At 63.3% G+C, this 21,138-nt stretch carries 17 protein-coding genes; 7 read left to right on the forward strand and 10 right to left on the reverse strand.

Translation table 11 applies throughout. From position 1 onward, the window contains the following. Positions 1-17: 17 nt before the first annotated feature. Genes ABSB13_RS01160 through mraZ form a run of 5 tightly spaced genes read right to left on the reverse strand, consistent with a single transcriptional unit; the run spans position 18 to position 5,295 of the window. Entirely contained in the window at positions 18-1,556 is a 1,539-nt protein-coding gene (locus tag ABSB13_RS01160) for a UDP-N-acetylmuramoyl-L-alanyl-D-glutamate--2,6-diaminopimelate ligase (protein ID WP_428104760.1), read from the reverse strand. 3 nt (positions 1,557-1,559) lie between these two features. Then, positions 1,560-3,638, reverse strand: a complete 2,079-nt coding sequence (locus ABSB13_RS01165) for a penicillin-binding transpeptidase domain-containing protein (RefSeq protein ID WP_428104762.1) — start codon at positions 3,636-3,638, stop codon at positions 1,560-1,562. Next, positions 3,635-3,922 (reverse strand): hypothetical protein, encoded by a 288-nt coding sequence (locus ABSB13_RS01170; protein WP_428104764.1) that lies wholly within the window; start codon positions 3,920-3,922, stop codon positions 3,635-3,637. Before ABSB13_RS01170 ends, ABSB13_RS01165 begins: the two co-directional genes overlap by 4 nt. Continuing rightward, positions 3,919-4,839 (reverse strand): 16S rRNA (cytosine(1402)-N(4))-methyltransferase RsmH, encoded by a 921-nt coding sequence (gene rsmH / locus ABSB13_RS01175; protein ID WP_428104766.1) that lies wholly within the window; start codon positions 4,837-4,839, stop codon positions 3,919-3,921. Before rsmH ends, ABSB13_RS01170 begins: the two co-directional genes overlap by 4 nt. Before the next feature lie 6 nt (positions 4,840-4,845). Then, positions 4,846-5,295, reverse strand: coding sequence for a division/cell wall cluster transcriptional repressor MraZ (gene mraZ, locus ABSB13_RS01180; protein WP_428104768.1), 450 nt, complete (start codon positions 5,293-5,295; stop codon positions 4,846-4,848). Positions 5,296-5,619: 324 nt separating this feature from the next. Here mraZ and ABSB13_RS01185 point away from each other — a divergent pair, with 324 nt between their 5' ends. Further along, the gene (locus tag ABSB13_RS01185; RefSeq protein ID WP_428104770.1) at positions 5,620-6,411 is read left to right on the forward strand and encodes a 3-keto-alpha-glucoside-1,2-lyase-like domain-containing protein; all 792 of its coding nucleotides are present in this window, start codon (positions 5,620-5,622) and stop codon (positions 6,409-6,411) included. 97 nt (positions 6,412-6,508) lie between these two features. Then, a complete protein-coding gene (locus ABSB13_RS01190) occupies positions 6,509-6,754 on the forward strand; it encodes a hypothetical protein (protein WP_428104772.1) in 246 nt (81 codons plus the stop codon). A 29-nt stretch (positions 6,755-6,783) separates the two neighbouring features. Here the strand turns inward: ABSB13_RS01190 and ABSB13_RS01195 are convergent, their stop codons facing one another. The 5 genes from ABSB13_RS01195 to ABSB13_RS01215 all read right to left on the reverse strand — a co-directional run bounded on the left by ABSB13_RS01195 (position 6,784) and on the right by ABSB13_RS01215 (position 15,020). Next, positions 6,784-9,219: a hypothetical protein gene (locus ABSB13_RS01195; protein ID WP_428104774.1), complete on the reverse strand. Its 2,436-nt coding sequence runs from the start codon at positions 9,217-9,219 to the stop codon at positions 6,784-6,786. Between the two features lie 797 nt (positions 9,220-10,016). Beyond that, entirely contained in the window at positions 10,017-10,658 is a 642-nt protein-coding gene (locus ABSB13_RS01200) for a hypothetical protein (protein WP_428104776.1), read from the reverse strand. Positions 10,659-10,750: 92 nt separating this feature from the next. Further along, entirely contained in the window at positions 10,751-11,971 is a 1,221-nt protein-coding gene (locus ABSB13_RS01205; protein ID WP_428104777.1) for a CaiB/BaiF CoA transferase family protein, read from the reverse strand. Continuing rightward, positions 11,968-13,131, reverse strand: a complete 1,164-nt coding sequence (locus ABSB13_RS01210; RefSeq protein ID WP_428104779.1) for an acyl-CoA dehydrogenase family protein — start codon at positions 13,129-13,131, stop codon at positions 11,968-11,970. Before ABSB13_RS01210 ends, ABSB13_RS01205 begins: the two co-directional genes overlap by 4 nt. After that, complete coding sequence (locus ABSB13_RS01215; RefSeq protein WP_428104781.1) at positions 13,131-15,020, reverse strand: DUF4838 domain-containing protein; 1,890 nt, start codon at positions 15,018-15,020, stop codon at positions 13,131-13,133. Before ABSB13_RS01215 ends, ABSB13_RS01210 begins: the two co-directional genes overlap by 1 nt. 128 nt (positions 15,021-15,148) lie before the next feature. Between ABSB13_RS01215 and ABSB13_RS01220 the strand changes: the two genes are divergently transcribed. From ABSB13_RS01220 to ABSB13_RS01240, 5 genes are all read left to right on the forward strand, one after another. Then, positions 15,149-16,216, forward strand: coding sequence for an Mrp/NBP35 family ATP-binding protein (locus ABSB13_RS01220; protein ID WP_428104783.1), 1,068 nt, complete (start codon positions 15,149-15,151; stop codon positions 16,214-16,216). A gap of 3 nt (positions 16,217-16,219) precedes the next feature. Then, complete coding sequence (locus ABSB13_RS01225; protein WP_428104785.1) at positions 16,220-16,990, forward strand: glycosyltransferase family 2 protein; 771 nt, start codon at positions 16,220-16,222, stop codon at positions 16,988-16,990. A gap of 123 nt (positions 16,991-17,113) precedes the next feature. Then, entirely contained in the window at positions 17,114-18,865 is a 1,752-nt protein-coding gene (locus ABSB13_RS01230) for an ABC transporter ATP-binding protein (protein ID WP_428104787.1), read from the forward strand. A 1-nt stretch (position 18,866) separates the two neighbouring features. Further along, complete coding sequence (locus tag ABSB13_RS01235; RefSeq protein ID WP_428104789.1) at positions 18,867-20,708, forward strand: ABC transporter ATP-binding protein; 1,842 nt, start codon at positions 18,867-18,869, stop codon at positions 20,706-20,708. 22 nt (positions 20,709-20,730) lie between these two features. Further along, a partial coding sequence (locus ABSB13_RS01240; RefSeq protein ID WP_428104791.1) for an aminopeptidase occupies positions 20,731-21,138 on the forward strand: 408 nt, incomplete at its 3' end.

Below are 21,138 nucleotides of genomic sequence, written 5' to 3' on the forward strand. Positions count from 1 at the left end.
GCGGCGCTCGCCGAGTATCAACTCTGCCCGCCGCCGAGTTCCGCCGCAATCTCGCGGACCACGACCCGATCGTCGAACGGAAGTACCCGCCCCGCCACCAGCTGATAGTCCTCGTGTCCCTTGCCCGCGATCAAAACCGCGTCGCCAGCCGTCGCGATTCTGAGCGCAATCGCGATCGCGGTGCGCCGATCCGGCTCCACGATATATCCGCCACGCATCGATGCATCACCAAGCTTTTTCGGATTTCCGATTCGCGCGCGTCCCGCCGCGATCAATCCCTGCTCGACCTCGGCGATTATCGCCATCGGGTCTTCGCTGCGCGGATTGTCGGAGGTCAGCACCGGGAGATCGGCGAGCCGTCCCGCAATCTCACCCATGATCGGCCGCTTGCCGCGGTCGCGATCTCCGCCGCATCCGAACACGCAGATGATCCTGCCCGCGCCGACGCGCCGCAGCGCCGTGAGCACCGCCTCCAGCGCGTCGGGCTTGTGCGCGTAATCGACCAGCACGGTGACCCCCGCTTTCGCCTGGATCGCTTCGAGTCTGCCGGGGGCCCCTGGGCATCGCCGCACCCCATCCGCCACCGCCCCTGATCCGACACCCAGGGCCGCCGACAGAGCCGACGCGCCCAGGATATTGAGCAAATTGATTTCGCCGATCAGCGGCGACTCGATTTCGATCTTTTTGCCGAGCACCGACAGCGTCGCGCGAAGTCCGCTCACGTCCGCGTCGAATTTCTCGGGATGCACGTCGAGCGAGCGGTCCAGCCCGAAACTTATTTTCGAGCCCTTGACCGATTCGAGCACCCGTTGCCCGAACGGATCGTCGCCGCGCACCACCGCGACCGGGTCTGCGCGCCGGCTGCGCGGCAGTATCTCGGTGAACAGCCGCAGCTTCGCCGCGAAGTAGTCCTCGATTGTCGCATGATAGTCGAGATGGTCGCGGCCCAGGTTGGTGAACATGCAGGCGCGAAAGCTCAGCGCATCGACCCGCCCTTCCGCGATTCCAATCGACGACACTTCCGCCGCCGCGTGCCGCACGCCCGCGCGCTCCATTTGCGCCAGCGCGGACTCGAAGTCGATCGACTCGGGCGTGGTAAGCCCGCTGTAGATTTTCTTTCCGGCAATGAAAATGCCGATCGTGCCGATGATCCCCGCGGGCATGCCGGCCGCCTCGAAAATCGACGCCAGGATGTAGCTGGTCGTGGTCTTGCCGCTGGTTCCGGTGATACCGATCAAATCGACGCGCTCGCTCGGCGCACCAAAGAAGCGCGACGCGGCCGCGCCCATCAGCAGACGCGGCCGCTCGCTCTCCACCAGGGTCACCGCGGGGCGCACCGTTCCACCATCCCATCCCCCAACCACCACAGCGCGCGCCCCACGGTTTAATGCATCGTCAATGTTGGCCCGGTTCCGCTTTGGATCGCGGGCCGTCGAGAAGTACAGATGACCGGGCCTGGTCTGGCGCGAGTCGTAGCTGAGGCCCGTGATTTCCACGTTCAGGTCACCGTCGATTCGACGGACGTCGAGTCCTTCGAGTAATTCACCAAGTTTCACTTTTCACTTTCGCCCGGCCTGCCCGCCGCCGCTGAAATACGACGCGGGTACGACGCCGGAATCGCCTGCCGCGCCGGCTTCACTCTCCGCGACAATCGGCGCGAGCGTCAGTTTCACCGTCGAATGATTGAGCGCAGCGCCGGCGCGCGGCTCCTGCGCGACCACGTAGCCGCCGCCATGCACGTCGACATTGACGCGCGAGATTCGCGCCAGCTCCATCGCGCGCCTGAGACTCAATCCCGCGAAATCGGGGGTTGCCCGCGTCAGTTTCGAACCCGTCAGCACGGGCAGATAGTCGTCCACCTCGGCAGCCGCGCGCTTCGGGTCCGGATTTCGGGCCGCCGAATCCTTGCCGAAATCGGGCATCGGAATCATGCCGGCGGTATCGTAGGGCTGACTGGGCGCGGTGATATTCAGATCGCGAACCGCGCCCTGCGCGATTTCGCTGAACACCGGCGCCGCGATCAATCCGCCAAAATGTTCGTGGCCCACATCGTACAACACCACCAGGATCAGGAGGCGCGGATCGTCCGCCGGCAAAAATCCCACGAACGATGAAACGTGGCGATTCTGATAGTAGGTGCCGTTTTCCGGATTCACCATCTGCGCCGTGCCGGTCTTGCCCGCCACGATAAACCCGTCAACCCGCGCCTTGGCAGCGGTACCGCCGTCGGACATCACGACGTTGCGCAGCAGGAGGTTCATCTGATGCGCGATATCGGGCGCAATCGCGCGACGCATCACCTGCGGCGTATGCGTGAGCAGCGCGCGCCCATCGGCGCCGTAAGCCGCCCTCACCACGTACGGGCGGATGATATTTCCGCCGTTGGCGATCGCCGCGTAGGCCACCGCGAGCTGGATCGGCGTGACCGCCACGCCCTGCCCAAAACCGTGATTGGCGAGATCTATTTCTTTCCATCCCGACGCTTTGCTCAGCATCCCCGCCGCTTCGCCCGGCAAATCGATTCCGGTGCGCGCGCCGATTCCAAATGCGAGCAGTCCTTCGTGGTAGCGGTCCGAGCCGAGCGTCAACGCGATCTTCGCCGCGCCGATATTCGACGACACTTCGATTATCCCGCCCAGATTGAGCCATCCGTGACGGCTGTGATCGTGGATCGTGTGACGATCGATCGTGAACTGTCCGTCCTCGCAGTAGAATTGGCGATCGAGCGTGATCGCGTGATCGGCCAGCGCAATCGAGCCGAGAATTCCCTTCATCGTCGAGCCCGGCTCGAACGCATCCTCCACCGCCGGGTTGTGCAGACGGTCGTGGACGTCGGCGCCACCGGCGCTGACGTTGGCCATCGCGATCACTTCGCCGGTAAATGGATCGAGCACGATTGCGCTGCCGCGCTTCGCGCCGCTCTGAACTACTTCCGCCGCCAACTCGGTTTCGGCAAGCGATTGGATCGACGAATCGATCGTCAGCTCGAGTTGCGCGCCCGGTGCCGGCGCCTTGAGCGCCATCGGGCTGTCGAAAATCGGATGCCCCAGCGCGTCACGATAGAAGCTCAGCTCAACCGCTTCGCCTCGCGCCAGCTTGTCGTATTGCAACTCCAACCCGGAGAGACCCTGGCCATCCATCCCCGCCAACCCCACCACCGAAGCGGCCAGGTTGCTCTCCGGGTAAAACCGCTTGTATTCGCTGATCGTGCCGATACCGTCGATTCCGAGCGCTTCCACGGCCTGCGCCTTGTCCGGTGAGATTCGACGCTCGAGCCACACGAACGGCGCGTCCTTGTTCAACTTCGATTCGAGCGAAATCGGCAGCATCATCAGGATTGCCGCGAGCTTGGTCCGCTCGGCCGGGGTGCTCGACTCGAGCACCCGGCGCGGCCGCGCGTAAACCGAGCGCGTCTCGGCCGACAGCGCCAGCGGCTCGCCGTTGCGATCGACGATCGGTCCGCGCACCGCCGCCAGTTCGCTCTCTCCGGTATGTTCGTGGCGGGCCAGCGAGTTCAGTCGCGGCCCGTATATCGCCACCAGCATCACCAGCCGGATTACCGCCAAACCGAACAACGCCGACAGAGCGAGCGTGAGTGCTCCGATTCGAGTGCGCCGCTGCTTGAACGATGCCTTCATGGGAGCATCACCACCTGCCCGCGTCCGGGCGGCGCAAGATGATATTGCGGCGCGAGCGCGCGCAGCCGATCGTGCGAGCTGAGTTGCGCGGCCGTCAGGCGCAGTCCGCGATTTTCGTCCTGCAGCCTGGCAATTTCATCGTGCAACGCCGGCAGCCGATAGCCTTCTCGCGTCACTTCCAGCCGTATCATCAATGTCGCGAATCCCACGACCGCGATCAGCGCGCCGAGCACCGCCGGCACCGCCCTGGACGGCCGCTGCGTCGGCTTTACCCGCGCGCTCATCGTGCGCTCCGCTCGATGCATCGGATCCTTGCACTGCGCGCGCGCGAATTGCGCGAAGTTTCCGACGACGACGGCTTGATCACCTTGCGCGCAATCGCCGTGTAGTCGCCGCCGCGCACCAGCTCGCGAAAACGCTCCTTGACCGGACGGTCTTCGAGCGAATGATACGAAATAAACAGCATCCGGCCGCCGGGATTGAGCATCGCCGGGCCATCGCGCAGCAGCGCCGCGAGACTTTCCAGCTCGTGATTCACCGCGATTCGAAGCGCCTGGAAGGTGCGTGTCGCCGGATGCGCGCCGCCGCGGCGATGCGCTCCCAGCGCGCGCTCGACGATCGCGCGCAATTCGCCGGTCGTCTCGATCGGACTGCGCCGGCGCGCCTCGACGATCATCCTCGCTATCCGCCGCGACGCCCGCTCCTCGCCGTACGTATATATGATGCGCGCGAGCTCCTCGGCGCTCTCTTCATTGACGATGTCGCGCGCGCGGATCGCTTGCCGGTCGTCCATCCGCATGTCGAGCGGACCATCGAGCCGAAATGAAAACCCGCGCTGCGGATCGTCGAGCGCGTAGCTGCTCATGCCGAGATCGGCAAGCATCGCGTCGGCGCCATCGAAGCCGTGATGCTTCATCGTGGCCGCGAGTTCGCCGAAGTCCGCCCGCTCCAGCACCACGCGATCGCCAAACTGCGCCAGCCGCTCGCGTGCGAATCCCAACGCCGCTCCGTCGCGATCCAGCCCGAGCATCCGCGCCTTGGTCGCGCGCAGCATCGCCTCGGCATGTCCTCCTGTCCCGACCGTCACGTCGACGAACGCGAGCGGACCGTGTGCGGACAGCAGCCCGCACACCTCCTCCACCATCACCGGCACATGCCTCCGGTCCGCCGCGTCGTCTTCGTGTATGGCCGCCAGACTCATCACTCGTCACAGACCCAGCTTCGAAAAAAATTCCGGATCCATTATCTTCTCCTCGGTGGCCTTCAAGACCTTCTCGAGGATCTGCTTGTCCCAAAGTTGAAAATGATCCTGCCGCGCCGAAAACGTCACCTCGCGATCCAGCCCCGCATATTCGCGAAGCTTGGGCGGAATCAAAATCCGTCCCTGCCGATCCACGGGCACCTCATGCGCTCCGCCGATGATCAGCGTCTCGAACACCTGCACCCGCGGATCGAATCTCGGCTTGGTCTGCAGATGCGCGTTGAGCGTCTCCCACTGACTCGGTGGATACAGCGCCAGGCACCGCTCTCCGTCAAACGGAAAATTCGTGATATAAAGACGATCGTGATTCTCGCGCTGGAGAACTTCGCGAAATCGGGCAGGGATACTCACCCTCCCTTTCTCGTCGATCGAATGGTCGAAGCGACCGTTGAACACCGTGTCTCCTCCCCAGCGTCCCACAACATCCCACTCTTCCCCACTTCAGTCAAGCAATTCGCCGATCCTGCGATGAGATAAACTGACTATTTGATCGAATAGTTAGTAATCGAAGAAAAAGCGAAAGAAGGTCATCCAATTACTATTCGGCGGGCAGCCCGGGTTACGGGGGCATCCGGGCAGCCGGGCGGTCCGCGCGTTCCCTGAAAAAAGCTCAGCTTGACAGGGACGCCACTGATTGGCGAAACTCGCGCCGACTCCATAGTCGATCCATCAAATTAAGAATTAAGGACCCTAAAGCTCATCAGGGCAGAGAGAGGATAGATGAAGACGGGAAATTCTTGGCTGCGAACGGCCGCAGTCGTAGCAGCAGGCATAGTACTGACGGTGCTGGTTACCAGCCCCGCCGCTCATTCGAAGCAAAAAAAGAAACAGGTTCCGACGCCGACCGAAACCGTGACGCCGACCGCCACGCCGACCCCTGATGTTCACGTGTGGAATTTTGATCAGGACAAAGCGGGCGCCGTGCCCGAGGGATGGAAACCGCTTGAAGGCGATTGGCAGGTGATTGCCGATCCGAGCGCGCCGAGCAAGCCCAATACCTTCGGCTTGCCGGCGGGCCGCCTGCTCAAGTCGCTGACCAACGCGCTCGAGTATTACCCAATGGCAATTCAAACCGATCCGACTGAGTATTCCGACTTTACTCTCGAAGCTCAGTTCAAATCTGCCGGCGGACGCTTCGATTGCTCCGGCGGTCTCATCTTCCGCTTCGTCGACGACAAAAACTTCTACCTGCTTTCCGCGGGATGCCCCAGCGATTACTTCGCGCTGTCGCGGATGACCAACGGGCAGATCGTCCCGCTCAAGCAGAACGTGGTGCCCACCGACAAAGACACCTGGTACCGGCTCAAGGTCACGGTCCAGGGCGGGCACTTCATGTGTTACGACGATGACAAGATGATCTTCGATTTCGACGACAGCAAAATAGCCAAAGGAAAAATCGGGCTGTGGGCGCGCGACGATTCGCAGGCGCAATTCGACGACGTGAAGATCACGCTGCTTGCCGCAGGCGACAGCGGAGCGCCCGCCGCGCCCGCCGCGTCGCCGTCACCGTAGTCGATTCGTTCTCGAGGTTCGCCGACGCGATAACAGTTTCGCCAGGCGCCCGCGCGATGGTTGCATCCGGGCGCCTGGCAACTTACTCTAAACCCTGATGGAAACCGTCGAAGATAAAGACCGCGTCGAGTTTCAAATCCAGCCGCTGCGCGGTGCCCGCCTGGTCGGGGAAGTCGCTGGCGGAGTTGGCCGCGCGCTGGGTCTGACCCTGTTCTGGGGACTGGAAATCGTCCGCGATTCCTACTTCCGCCTGCTCGATCGTCTCAACGTTCGCCCGCGCCGCAAACGCGCGAGCGCGTTTCCTCCCGGCCAGCCGAAAAAGCGCAAAGCCCCCGCTCGCTAACCGGACTCCCGCGCGCTGGTTTTTTTCCGTTATCCCGAGCGAAGTCTGCGCAGCCGGGGAACCCGCGGACGGGCTGTTTCATTCTCATCGAGCACCTGCGCCAGGTATCGCGCGAGCTTTTCGTCGAGCACCCGCACCAGCGCGTCGGTCTGCGCGGCTTGCGTGATCTTCAGAAATCCTTCGAGGCGATGCTCGCGGTCGTGAATCCGAATCAGCCGCGCGATCATGCTTTGCGAGAGCGCCGCCAGTTTGATCTCGAGTGCGCGACGAATCCCTTCCATCGCTTCTTCGAGTTCCGCCTGTGGCGGCGCCGCGCCCAGTTGAAACCCGCAGCTCGAGCATCGCGGCGTCGTCTCGGGCGCGATTGCGTCCTTCAGCTCGCATCGCACCACGCGCGCGCCCAGCTCCACCACCCGCGCCCCCAGATGCTCGCCTTCGGGCGGACCCAGCGCGGCGATCGCGTTGAGCCGGGTGAGCGCGTCGAAGTAACGCCGCGCGTCGCCGGCCACCAGCTCCAGCCGCTCCATCTTCACGCGCCATCGCTCATGCGCGCTCAGGTAACACTGCACGTACGTCCATTTGAATTTTTGAAACCGCGCTTCCAGCGCGTCCAGACTGCGCGGCGGACCCGTCAGGATTCGCGGCCCAAGTTCCACCCGGAGCAGTTCGCACTCGGTCTCCAATGAAACGACCGCCGATTCGCGCGCGGCACTTTCCAATAAGCCGGCCTCGCCCGGCGCCGCGCGCAGCCCCGTCGCATTGAGAAACTCGCGCATCGAGCGCATCCGCGGGATCGATTCGCAAGCGGCCGCGATCGCCTCGTACGCGCCGGCAATCCGGATCGCCGAGGCGAGATACGCTCGATCGGACGCCGCCTCGAGCATCGCCGCCGCGCCCGATTCCGCAAGCCCGATATATTCCGCGATCGCCGTGCGATTAGCCGCGGGCATCTCGAGGTTCGCTTCCGCAAGCGCCGCCGCCAGCACGATTCGCGTGCCGATTGCCGCCTCGACCGCGTCGGCCATCGCGGCTTCGAGTCGTTTCAGCCGTGCGTCCAGTTCCTCGCGGTCGCGCGCGAGCGCAAGCCGCGGATCGAATCGCCGCGCCAGCTCGAGCACCGCGTTAAACGCCGCGAGCTCCGGCGCGCCGGCGGCCTGCGGGTCGAAGCGGGCCGCGTCGGTCTCGAAGCGGATCACGCCGCCGGTGGACACCTCCAGGCGGCGCAACAACTCGCGCACCGCCGCAACCGCCCGCTCATTGGCGATACCGCCGCGCGCGACCATCGGCACTCGCGACTTCAGTTCCTTGATCGCCAGCGCCGCCGTGCCGCCGCACACGTTCTCCATGATCAGCGAGTCGATTATTTCGCGCGCGAGATCCTTCTCGTACCCATCCAGATCGGCGATCCGGTCGCGCGCAATCTTCCACGCGGCGCGTCCGGCTTCAGCCAGGATCGCGCTGACCTGGTTTGAAATTACCGCGCTCATCGTCAGGTCGGGCGGGTAGATCAGCCGCGCCGGCGATTCGCCGTCGTTGCCGCCCGCGTCGACGAACACCGGCGAGGACAACGCTTCGCGCGCCAGCCGCGACAGCGATACGATCGCGGCGGCATCGGAATTCTCGCCGGACGGCCTGGGACCGGTGGCGATCGCTCGAAGCGCGCTCAGGGCCACCGGATGGAACGGGAAAATCGCGGCGGGCGCCATGCCTGCCGTATCTATTCCGGCGTACGCGACGCCGGCGTCGAGCTCGGCGTCCTCGACCAGCCGCCGCGCGCGCCGCACCGCGATAATCGTTTCCTCGTCCGCGTCGCGCGGCGCCACCGCAAGCGGACGGGTGGCTTCCGGAGCCATCGCGCGCCCGGCTGCGATCACGGTGAACTTTACATCGCCAAACGACGCGGCAACTTGCGCCAGCATCCTGAAGAAGTCCGCCGCCGACTCGCATTGCGACGTTGCGAAATCTATCGCGACCGTTATCGCCCTGATTCCCGTCCGCCGCGCGGTCTCCAGCCCCACCTTCAACGCGGCCGCACCACGCATCTGCCGGAAAAGATCGCCCGACGAGCGCGGGTCGCCGCCAATTTGCTCGGCCAGGACGCTCAGCAGGAACAACTCGACTTCCGCCGCACTCATTCGCCCGGCCAGCTCCAAGCCGCACACCAGGCGCCGAATGTTTTGCGCGTCGAGTGCGCCCGCCTGCCGCTGCAGCGCGATTACGTAGTCAAGGAAATGCGTCTTGCCGCATCCCGCCGGTCCGCCAATCCAGAACACGGCGCCTTGCGGCTGCGCGAGATGCTGATTGAGAAGTTCCCACGAGCGTTCAGCCGCATGGGTGAACACGTAACTCGCGACCGTCGAGACGCGCGGCGAGGTCTCCAGTCGCAATCGTTCGGGCGCGGGCGGCTCGAGTTCGAACCAGCGCCGCGCAGTCGCCCGCCGCCTTGCGCCGTCGTGCGATTCCATTCGGAAGAGACTATCGCGATCGCGGTAGTCAGCATCAAAATGTCACGTTATCCAGACCAAAATGTGTGTTTTTTGTCACCCCAGGAACCAGCAGGGCATCGACGCGAGATAATTCACTTAATTAACTGTGAAACCCGCCGTGGGTTTCACACTTCCTTCGGCAGGGGCTGCAGCCCCTGCACCCGCAGTGAGAAGACGCGAAAATCTGCGCAGCGCATCTTTTCGCGACTACCCAATAGAAGAGTCCGCGTGGCAGGAGTGACCGCTGGTCGCGGCGGCGACAGCGCAGGGTAAATCGCGAAATCCCGAGGACGGGCTTTCGCTCTCAGCCTTGAGAGAAAAGGACGCTTCGGCGGACTTTTCGATTAACACTGGGTCCAGGGCTCAGCCCTGCCGCCCACCACCCGTGTCATTCTGAGCGGAAGTTGCTGAGGTTGAGCCGAAGCCCTGAGTACTCGAAGGGGAAGAATCCCGGATCCGGGTTCCTTCGCTGCGCTCAGGATGACACAAAGAAAGTTCTAACCGGCCGTCAGGCCGCATCTTTTCTTTTCACTGCGTGCAGGGGTCACAGCCCCTGCGGCGCACCGCCCGTGTCATTCTAGAGCGAAAGCTGCTGTAGCGAAGAATCCCGGATCCGGGTTCCTTCGCTGCGCTCAGGATGACACAAAGAAAGTTCTAACAGGCCGTCAGGCCGCATCCTCTCTTCTCACTACTGAGTGCAGGGGTCACCCCTGCCCAAGGAGGTGCGGAACCCACGGTGGGTTCCGCATTCAATCAAGTGAATTTCCTCCTCACTCTTAGCCTTGCCGGCACTCGTTCCATGTCTGTGACGGCGCGTTGTTGTAGTTGAATCTCACGCACGCGACCGACGCGCATGCGCCAGGCAAATTCCCCGTCGGCGGCACGTTCGCATTCCTCATCAGCCACAGATTCAGCTCATTGACCATCTGCGGACCAAGCCCGTTCAGTTCCGGGACGACCACGATATAGAGCGCATCCTCCTGGCGCCGCGCCGTGGCCCACGAGCCGGGCCGCGCAATCGACGGAAACGCCTGCATCCTGCGATGCGTAGTCGGGCCCTCGACGACCTTCCAGTTGTTCGCAATCTCAACCGCCAGATGGCGCGGGAACTCGTCGCTCAGGTAGCTGACATCCGCGTCACCGGGCCTTTCCACGCCGGCCGCGCAGGAGCGAACTTCGCTCCAGTAACGATCGATCGCAAGGGCCGCGGCGTTGCGCACGACCTCGGTCTTATACTGGCCGTTGGTTTTGACGCGAATTCCGTCAGGCGTGATCAGGTCGGCCGCAAATTCCGATGGCGACAGCTCGAGCGGCCGTTTCCCGACCTGAGCCGGGGTGCCAGTGCCGGCCGCCGAATAGTCATCAGTTGATTGTGTAGGCTCGCAAGCGACCAGCGCATTGGAGATCGCAAGCGCCAACACGACCGCCGATGCGCGCCGGATTGCCGCGCGGACACGCCCGCGCCCCGCTCCACGCCCCTCCCCCACCAACTGCACAACCCGCATCCGACTTACACTACTCCTGCGCGCTTGAGGCGTTCGAGTTCGTCGGCGCCAATTCCGATCGACGCGAGCACTTCGGCGTTATGCTCACCAAGCTCGGGCGGCCTTCTCGTCGGCCGATCCTCTTCGGGCGCGGCGGACATCTTAATCGGAGTGCCGGCGACGCGGATCGGGCCGCGAGTCGGAAAGTCGCTGTCGATAAGCATCCGGCGTTGAGCGATTTCAGGATCGGCGATCACTTCCTCGATGGAGCGCACCGGCGCGCACGGGATTCCCGCCTCGATCAGTCCCTCGACCATCGCGTCGCGCGGCTGTGCTCGCGTCCAATCGGAGACCATCGCGTCGAGTTCGTCGGCAATCTTCAGGCGTGCGCCATGATTTTTGTATCGCGGATCGGCGATCAGCTCATCGCGCCCCATCAATTTCGCCAGCGTGCACCAATGCGCTTCGGTCAGGCAGAAGATCAATATCTCGCCGTTGCGCGCGGGATAAAGATTGGTCGGGCACGCGCCCCAATGACGATTTCCCATCCGCTTGAACTTCATCCCTTGCAGCGCGGGCGCAACCGCACTGGTCAGCCCGGCGATCGCCACGTCGAGCATCGCGACCTCGAGATGCTGTCCGCGGCCGGTGCGTCCGCGATGGATCAGCGCGGCCAGGATTCCGCTCACCAGATGGCTCCCGGTTCCCATGTCGATGAGAGTGGCGGGGGTCTTCACGGGATGGTCGGGGAATCCGGTGACACTGATGAATCCCGACGACGCCTGGATGGTATTGTCCATCGAGCCAAGCTTCGCGTACCTGCTGTTGGAGCCGTAGCCCTTGCCCGACGCGTAAATCAGCCGCGGAAACCGCGCGGCGATCTGCTCGTAGCCCAGTCCGAACGACTCCATCACGCCGTCAAGATAATTTTCGACGAGCACGTCGGCGTCCTCGAGCAGCTTGAGCAGGATTTCACAGCCGCGCCGATCTTTCAGATTGATCGTGACCGAGCGCTTGTTCGCGTTGAGCATCAGGAACGAGTAAGCGGCGCCGCCCGGCGGGATTTTCGGCTGGCGCAGCACTTCGCCGGTCACGGGAGGCTCGATCTTGATGACATCGGCGCCCATCGCGGCGAGTTGCAGCGTGCAGTACGGCACCGCGTAAACCTGGCCCAGGTCGATCACGCGGACTCCGTCAAGCGGCAACCCCGGCGGATTCATCGCGGCGCTCCTTGTTTCGGTCTTCATCGCAAAAGCGAGCGCGCGATCACCATCCGATGCACTTCGCTGGGGCCTTCGCCGATCCGGCGGATTCGCGCCTCGCGGTACCATCGCTCGATGGGGAACTCCTTGCTGACGCCGTAGCCGCCATGAATCTGCACGGCGCGATCGATCACGCGGCCGAGCACTTCGCTCGAATAGAGCTTTGCGATCGATGCCTCGGTGCGGAAATCCTCGCCGCGATCGGCCTTCCATGCGCCTTCCCACGTCAGCCATCGCGCCGCGCGCAGCTCGACCTCCGAATCCGCGAGCATCCACTGGATAGCCTGCCGCTTGGCAAGCAGTTCGCCAAACGTGGTGCGCTGCTTGGCATGATCGATCGCCATCCTGAGCGCAGCCACACCCACTCCCACGTTGCACGCCGAGTACGGAAAGCGCAGGCGTGTCAGCAGATCGAGGCATAGATTCAGGCCCTCGCCCTCGGGCCCGAGGCGCTGTTCGATCGGCACGACGCAGTCTTCGAACTGAACTTCGTTGGGTACCGCCGAGGTGCGCAACGTGCGAATCGGGCGCGGCGTGAATCCCGTCGTGCCCTTCTTGATTATGAAGCAGGTGATTCCCTTGCGGCCGGCCTTGGCGTCGGTGCGGGTGAAGACGACGCCCCACTCGGCCTCGTGCGCGTGCGAGATGAAAATCTTGGTGCCGTTGAGGACGTAGGTATCGCCCTGGCGAACGGCTTTGCACTGGATCGCGCCGGCCGGATCGGAACCGCCCGACGGTTCCGTGATCGCGAAGAAGGTGTGCCAGGCATTCTTGATCGTTCCGCTGGCGTAAGTGCGTTTCTGTTCCTCGCTGCCCGCGTAAATCACCGGCGGGGGAGTGCGCCCGAAGACCCCGCATCCGGGGTTGTAGAGTCCCATGCGATGCTGCGCCATTTCCTCGGTCAGCACGCACATGTCGAAAGTGCCCAGGCCGCCGCCGCCATACTCGCGCGGCGCACCCATGCACCACATCCCCGCCGCCTGCACCTTGCGCGCGATCGGCCAGTATTCATCGATGGGAATCTCGGGCGCGTCGGGATCGATTCGCGCTTCGATCGGGATAATTTCCTCGCGGATTATCTTCCCCACCTGGTCGCGAAGCGCGCTGAGTTCCGGCGACAGTACGAATCCATTGTCAGCGTCCATCAGAACAGTTCCTCCGGCGGTTTTCCGTCTTCATCGAGCCGGCGCGCAAGCGCGCTTAGCCATAGCTCGCAGATCCATTCGAGATCGTACGCACCCCAGGTACCCTTGATTTCGGGATCAATCTCGCGGATGCGCTCGATCGCGCCCGTAACTTTCGCGACGGCGGCTTTGCCACGTACCCGGCGATCGGCGCCCGCCTCTCCGAGCGCCCCCAGATAGTCAGACAGTCCCGCGAGCACGTCGCTGCTGTAGCGCCAGAGATCCTTCTCGGCGTCCACGAGGGGGGTATCGATGCTCAGCGCAATCTGATCGGCCGCGGCAATCGCCTCGTTGAACGTCAAGGCGGCTTCCCGCAGTTCGTCGCGCTTACGCACGGCCTTTTCGGGCGGCATCACCGGGTGCATCACGTCGGCATAGTCGAGGCAGAGCTTCGACGCGCGCTCGACCGCGCGATAGGCAGCGGCCATCTCGGGGGCGCATTGCGGATGCCGACCGGCGGACGTCTCAACTAAAGTTGCGTCAGGCTCGAAATCGGGATCTCGCGATCCGCGAACGAATGCCTCGAGGTTCACAGGATAGGCCATCGCACTGTACGCGCCAAAAGTCAGGCACGAAATGCTCGCGATCCCCAACCGGCGATAGGCGCGGAGATCGCGCGCCACTACCGCGGGCGTCGCGAAGCCCAAACCGCCGAACAGGATCGCGTCGGCGTAATATTCGAAGACGTGGCCGCGGCCGTTGAAGATCTCGATGTAGCGTTTGAGCGATTCGAGGTAGCGCGGATTGATCTCGCAGGCCGGGTCGTCGATCGCATGGCTGTAGCATCGCTCGCGCGGCGCCCATTCGAACCATACGTTGTCGAGCGGTTTCAGGCCGGGATGCGGATCGATGGTGTCGTGATAGGCGAGATAGGCGATTGGCGGAGCTGCGGAGTCCTCGGCGAGTGCGCCGGCAATTGCATTGACGACATCCATGTATTGGATCTGCGCCGCGAGCTCGCGGCATCGGCCGCATCGGCACCACGCGCCCCGCGCCACGTCGGCGCCCCAGATGTGCAGCAACCTGTTTTCGGGATGCTCGCGAACGTAGGCGAGCGCGCCCGCGCGGACGATAGCAACGGCGTCGGGATTGGAGACGCAGAGATTGCCGCGCGCGATTCGAGCGCCGTCATCGCCGGCCGGGAAATACTCCGGGTGCTCCGCGAAGCGATTGCGCGGCAGCAGAAGTTGCAGGACGTGGCCGCCGTATTCGACGTCTATTCCACGCTCGCGCAGCAGCGGCGCTACCTGGTCGATCTTGAGGCGCGTGTCGTGCGGGTGGCGGATGTACGAGAACGCGTTGATTCCCCGGCGCGCCATCCATGGAATGAATTCGCGGTCGTGGCGAAGATGCAAATCGAGGCGATCGGCGAAGTTGTAGTTCCAGGTCATGATGTCGGACACGAATGCGCGGCGCTTGAAGGCGGGCGTGACGCGCCAGGGTTCGAGCGCGGCAAGGCGCGCACTCTCGATGCGCGGATACGATGGCGCCACGCCCGGCGGGAACTGTGCGCCGAGCTTTTCGAGCAGATTCGATGCCGCATGGATTAGTCCGCGCTCCGTCCCGGCACGAATCACTATCGATCCAGCGCCGCCGCCTTCGCGTGAGACGTCGAAGCTGTCGCCTTCGAGTTCGGTAGTGGCTGCGGGCGCGCAAACCGGCGAATCGCCGAGGTCGATTCTCATTTCGGCTCGCGGCATCGACGCGTCCGCGGACGCTCCGACCGCAGCGGCGAGCATCGCCGCGAGTCCGCTCGACAGATCGCCAGCAGCGAGCGCCGCGACTTCCCCGCCCGCGCCGCTGAAGCGGACCCGGGGACAGAAGGGGGCGGCGACGCCTGCTTTGCTCACTTCCTATAGAACTCCCGATGCGTTCGGCCCGTCGTTTTTCCGGCGGTTCCGGAATGATAACATGAGCGCCACGCTTTGATAGCGTGACTGTATCCTAATCGAAACCATCGACAGGTCCGATCCGCACAATGCCGAGTCCAAATGAAATTCTCGCCGAACTCAAGAAAGTAAAATACCCGGGCTTCACCCGCGACATCGTGTCGTTCGGGATCATCAAGGATATCGAAGTCGCATACGCAAGCGTGACCGTCTCGATCACGATGGCGTCGGCCAAGCCCGAAGTCGTCGAGAAAATCGTGGCCGACGTCAAGGCGGCGGTTGCGGCGATGCCGGGCGTGCCGGCCGTCAACGTGCAGATCGAGCAGGCTGCACAAAGCGCGCCGAGGGTTGCGGCCGGGATAGCGCAGCCGCGCACAATCGCGGGCGTCAAGCACATCGTCGCGGTAGCCAGCGGCAAGGGCGGAGTCGGCAAATCGACGGTCGCGGTGAACCTCGCGCTGGCGATGCATGCGCTGGGATGGCGCGTCGGCCTGATGGACGCCGACGTGTACGGGCCGAGCGTGGCGATGATGGTCGGGGTCGAGAAGGCGGTGACGCTCACGCCCGAGCGGCGCATCATTCCGCTGGAGCGGTACGGAATCCGCTACATCTCGATGGCCCTGTTCATCAACGACGAGACCGCGGTCATCTGGCGCGGGCCGATGGTCACCAAGCTCGAAACGGAATTTCTGTTCAACGTCGAGTGGGGCGAGCTGGATTGCCTGGTGCTCGACCTGCCGCCCGGCACGGGCGATGCGCAACTGACGATCACGCAGCGCGTGGCGCTTGACGGCGGCGTGATCGTGACGACGCCGCAGGAGCTCGCGCTGCTCGACGTCAAGCGCGGCGTGGCGATGTTCGAGGAAGTGCACGTGCCGGTGCTCGGCGTGGTCGAGAACATGAGCTATTACGTTTGCCGCAAGTGCAACCATCGCCACGAGATTTTCGGACACGGCGGCGGCGCCGCGCTGGCGCGTTCGCTCAACGTGCCGTTCCTGGGCGAGCTGCCACTGGTTCGCGAACTGCGCGAAGGGGGAGACCAGGCCAGCCCGATCGTCGCGGCCATCCCGGCGCATCCGGTGAGCGCAGCATTCAAGTCGATTGCGTCGCAAGTGATCGAAGGACTCGACCGATCGGAAGCGCAGCACGCACTTTAGCCGATGTCAGAACGGCCAAAAATTTCGCTGATCACGATTACGCGCGATGAAGAGGCGCTGATCGGCCAGTGCCTGAAGAGCGCGTGGTTCTGCGACGAGAAAATCATCATCGATTCCTTCTCGACCGACAAAACCGTCGAGATCGCGCGCAGCCTTGGCGCCAACGTCGTCCCGCATGAGTTCACGAACTACGTGAAGCAGAAGCAGATGGCGCTCGATCGCGCGACCGGAGACTGGGTGCTGCTGATGGATGCCGACGAGCAGGCGACGCACGACCTCGGCGAGGAAATTATCCGCACGATATCATCGCCGGCCGCCGCCAACGGCTACCGCATTCGGCGCATCCTGTACCACCTGGGGCATTACTACTCGCACGCGATTTATCCGGACACGCCGGTGCGTCTGTTCCGGCGCGAGCGCGGGCATATAGGCGGCCGCGATCCGCACGACAAGGTCGTAGTCGAGGGACGGGTCGAGCGGCTGGACGGGCAGATTTTGCATTTCAGCTACCGCGATATCGCGGATCACGTGGCGACGATCAACCGGTTCAGCACGCGGGCGGCGATGGAGCAGGAGCCCAACGCGTTCACGCCGTTCAAAATGATATTGAATCCGGCGTGGCGATTTTTCAATTTTTATATTATCCGCGGCGGGTTTCGCGACGGCGGACGCGGATTGTACGCAGCGATGACGGCGGCGTTCTACGTATTTCTGAAATACGCGAAGCTCTACGAGCGCCGGCTGAAATCGGATACAGGGGGGAAATACACTTAATTGAATGTGAAACCCGCGGTGGGTTTCACGCTTCCTTCGGCAGGGGTGACCCCTGCACCCAATGTTGAGAGCAGCCGAGCCACTTCACTCGCGCCGCAGACCTGATAATTTAACCGGCAGCCCATGAAACGACTGTTTTCTTACGCGCGACGCTACCGGTTGCGTTACGCATTCGGAATCTTTTGCACGTTCGCGAACGCCACGCTCGCGATGATCATTCCCTTGTTCATCCGCGGCGCGATAAACGCAACCGATAAGCATCGATTCGACCTGGTCGCGCACTACGCGGAGTTGATGATTCTTTTTGCGCTGATGCTGGGGATAGTCCGCTGGTTCTCGCGCTTCGTTATCTTCAACGTCGGGCGCGATATCGAATACGACTTGCGCAACGATCTGTTCCAGCATCTGACCACGCTCGGCACCGACTTCTACCAGAAGTTCAAAACCGGCGACCTGATGTCGCGAATGATCAACGACCTGACCGCGGTTCGAATGATGGCGGGAATGTTCGTGCTGTCGGTCTCGAACACTCCGCTGATGTACGGACTCGCGCTGGCTTTCATGAGCTCGCTCAACCCGCGCCTGACGTTGTTCGCGATCATTCCCTACCTGGTTCTGTTCATCGCGATTCGCTGGCTGATGCGCAGTATGATGATGCGCAGCCTCAAAGTGCAGGAGGGGCTCGCGGCGATCGGCTCGAAGGTGCAGGAGAGCCTGGCGGGGATCCCGGTGGTGAAAGCGTACACGCTCGAGGAGCACGAGGCCGGGCTGTTCCGCAAAATCAACGACGCTTACAACGAGCAGGGTCTCGCGCTGGCCCGCACGCGCGGCGCGATGATGCCGATGATTCGCGGTGCGGCGGCGACCTCGACGATGGTCGTGCTGATTTACGGCGGGTCGCTGGTGATGAACGGGCGAATGTCGCTCGGATCGCTGGTGGCGTTCCTGAGCTACCTGGGCCAGCTCGCGTGGCCGACCATCATGCTTGGATACATGCTGGCGATTTATCAGCGCGGCAAGGCCGCGATGAAGCGTCTCGACGAGATTTTCGACGCGCGCGGGGCCGACAGCGTCGAGGGCGAGGATCTCAAGCTCGAGATAAATGGGGCGGTCGAATGGAAAGGGGTGTCGTTCAGCTACCTGGTGAATAATGACGACGGAGCCAACGGAGAGGCTCCGTACGCGCTCAAGAACATCAACGTCAAAGTGGGCGCGGGAGAAAAGCTCGCAATCGTCGGCCGCACCGGCTCGGGAAAATCAACGATGGTCAAGCTGCTGGCCCGGCTGCTGCAACCGACCAAGGGACAAATACTGCTCGACGGCCGCGACGTAGAGGAGATGGCGCTGGGCGCGCTGCGGCGAACCGTGGGAATGGTCCCGCAGGAGCCGACGCTGTTCACGGACACGCTCGCGCGCAACATCGCATTCGGCAAGACCGACGCGCCGGTGGCTGAAATTCAGAACGCCGCGCGCATCGCGGGACTCGAGCCGGATATCGCGGTGTTGCCGCATGGACTCGACACGATCGTCGGCGAACGCGGCATGGCGCTGTCGGGCGGGCAGAAGCAACGCGTCACGATAGCGCGGCTGCTCGCCTACAATCCCGCGATCGTCGTGCTGGACGACGCGCTGTCGAGCGTCGATACCGAAACCGAAAAGGCGGTGCTGGACAGCCTCGAGAAGAGCGTAGAGGGCCGCACTACCATCGTGGTTTCGCATCGCGCGTCCACGGTGCGCGACTCCGATCAGATCGTGGTGCTCGAGGACGGGGAGATTGCCGAACGCGGCACGCACGAGGAACTGATGGGCCGCCGCGGAATTTACGCAGAGCTGTTCCGTCGCCAATTACTCGAAGAGGAATTGAGCCGCTACTGAGATGCAGGTCGCCGAGGAAAAACCGCTCGTCAGCATCTACGATGCCACGCTGGTGCGATGGGTGTGGGGGTTCATCCGTCCATACCAGCGGCTGTTCTGGCTGGCGACGCTTATGATGCCGGTGGACACGGCGTTTTTGCTCGCACAGCCATACGTGATCAAGCTCACGGTTGATGAATTTCTGTCGGGCTCGCACGGCGCACGGCCACCCGCATGGCTGGCGATGCTGTTTCGCGCGTCGGGCGGACACGGCCTGTTCGTGATGGGCGTTTTGTATCTGCTGCTGGTGATCGGCGAGTTCGCTGCGTTCTACGCGCAGTTTTACCTGATGATGATGGTCGCGCAGTACAGCCTGTCCGATCTTCGGATGGCGCTGTTTCGCAAGGTCGAGCGTTTGCCGATGTCGTTTTTCGATCGCACGCCGGTCGGCAGGCTGGTCAGTCGAATGACGACCGATATCGATGCGATCAACGATATGTTCGCGGCGGGCTCGCTGACGATATTCATCGACGCAATGACGCTGGTGGGCATCGTGACGATCATGTTCTCCTTGAGTCCGCGGCTGGCGTTGGCGGCGCTGTGCGCGATTCCGCCGCTGACGCTGGTAATTTATTTTCTGAGTTCGAGATCGCGCATCGTGTACGGCCAGATACGCGACCGTCTCGCCGCGTTGAACGCCTACCTGTCCGAATCGCTGGCGGGGATGATGGTAGTACAGCTGTTCACGCGCGAACGCGAAAGCCGCCGCGAGTTCGATGCGCTCAACCGGCGTTCGCGCGACGTGCAGATGATGGCCAACGTTTACGAGGCCGCCCAATTCTCATCGGTGGAGGCGCTCAGTTCGATCACGGTCGCGGTTATACTGTGGATCGGCGGCGGCAGCGTGATCCGGCACCTGGTGACGTTGGGCACGCTGATCGCGTTCATCCAGTACGCTCAGCAGTTTTTCATGCCGTTGCGCGAGATCTCGACCAAGTACAGCGCGCTCCAATCGGCGCTCGCGGCGGTCGAGAAAATCCACGCCCTGATGGAAGGCGAGAAGCTGCTTCCCGTTCCTGCGCATCCGCAGCAGCCGGCGGTCTCGCGCGGGGCAATCGTGTTCGACCACGTCACGTTCGAATACCGCCGCGGCGAACCGATACTGAAGGACCTTAGCTTCACCGTCGAGGCCGGACAGAAGATCGCGATCGTTGGGCCGACCGGCGCGGGCAAAACCACGATCATCAAGCTGCTGAATCGTTCGTACGACGTGACCGGCGGACGAATCCTGGTTGACGGCGTCGATGTGCGCGAGTGGGAGCTTGGCGCGCTTCGCCGCGAAATCGGATACGTGCAACAAGACGTGTTCCTGTTCGCGGGCGATGTGCTGGAAAACGTCCGGCTCTCGCGAACCGACTTGAGCGAATCCGAGGTGCGCGACGCGCTGCGGCGGGCGCAGGCTTTGCGATTCGTCGAGCGCTTGCCGGGCGGACTGGGCGAGCAGATTCGCGAACGCGGCGCGAACCTCTCGGGGGGGCAGCGCCAACTGCTGTCGTTCGCGCGCGCGCTGGCGTACAACCCGCGAATCCTGGTGATGGATGAAGCGACCTCGAGCGTGGACAGCGAGACCGAGCGCCTGATCCAGCTGGCGCTGAATGAGTTGCTGGCAGAGCGCACTGCGGTCGTAATCGCGCATCGGCTATCCACCATCGAGCGCGCAGATCGGATCATGGTGCTGGGCGGAGGCGTGCTGCGCGAAAGCGGCACGCATGATGAACTGCTCGCACAGCGCGGACTCTACTACCGGCTATTCGAATTGCAGTACGCCGCAATGGCAAACAGCGACCGCCTTGTGGCGGGCTGACGCCGGCCTGGTGGACGGAGCAGTGGCTGGCACAACGCTGCGGACGGCGCGGGCGCGACTTCAGGCGGCATATCTGCTGCGCCTGGCGGCATTGCTGTTCGCGCCGATTGTGCTCGGCGGATGCTACGCGGGTTACCTCGCACGCGCCGCGTACGAAGAAGGCCGAATTCTGTGGAACCGCAAGCCGATTGACGATGCGCTCGCGCGGGGAGATCTTCCGGCGGACATTCGCGCGAAGCTGGAGACCGTGCTCGCGGTGCGCAGGTTCGCCGCTGACAAACTCGGCCTCGATGTCGGCGGTGCGTATCAAAGCATCGCGCCCGTGGATCAGAGCGCGGTCGTGCACGTCTTGATGGCGGCGCCGCGCGACTCGCTGGAGCCGTACACATGGTGGTTCCCGATAGTAGGCCGCGTACCGTATCGCGGCTAT

It is taken from the genome of Binatus sp. (SeqCode), from assembly GCF_050013435.1.
Lineage (GTDB): Bacteria > Desulfobacterota > Binatia > Binatales > Binataceae > Binatus.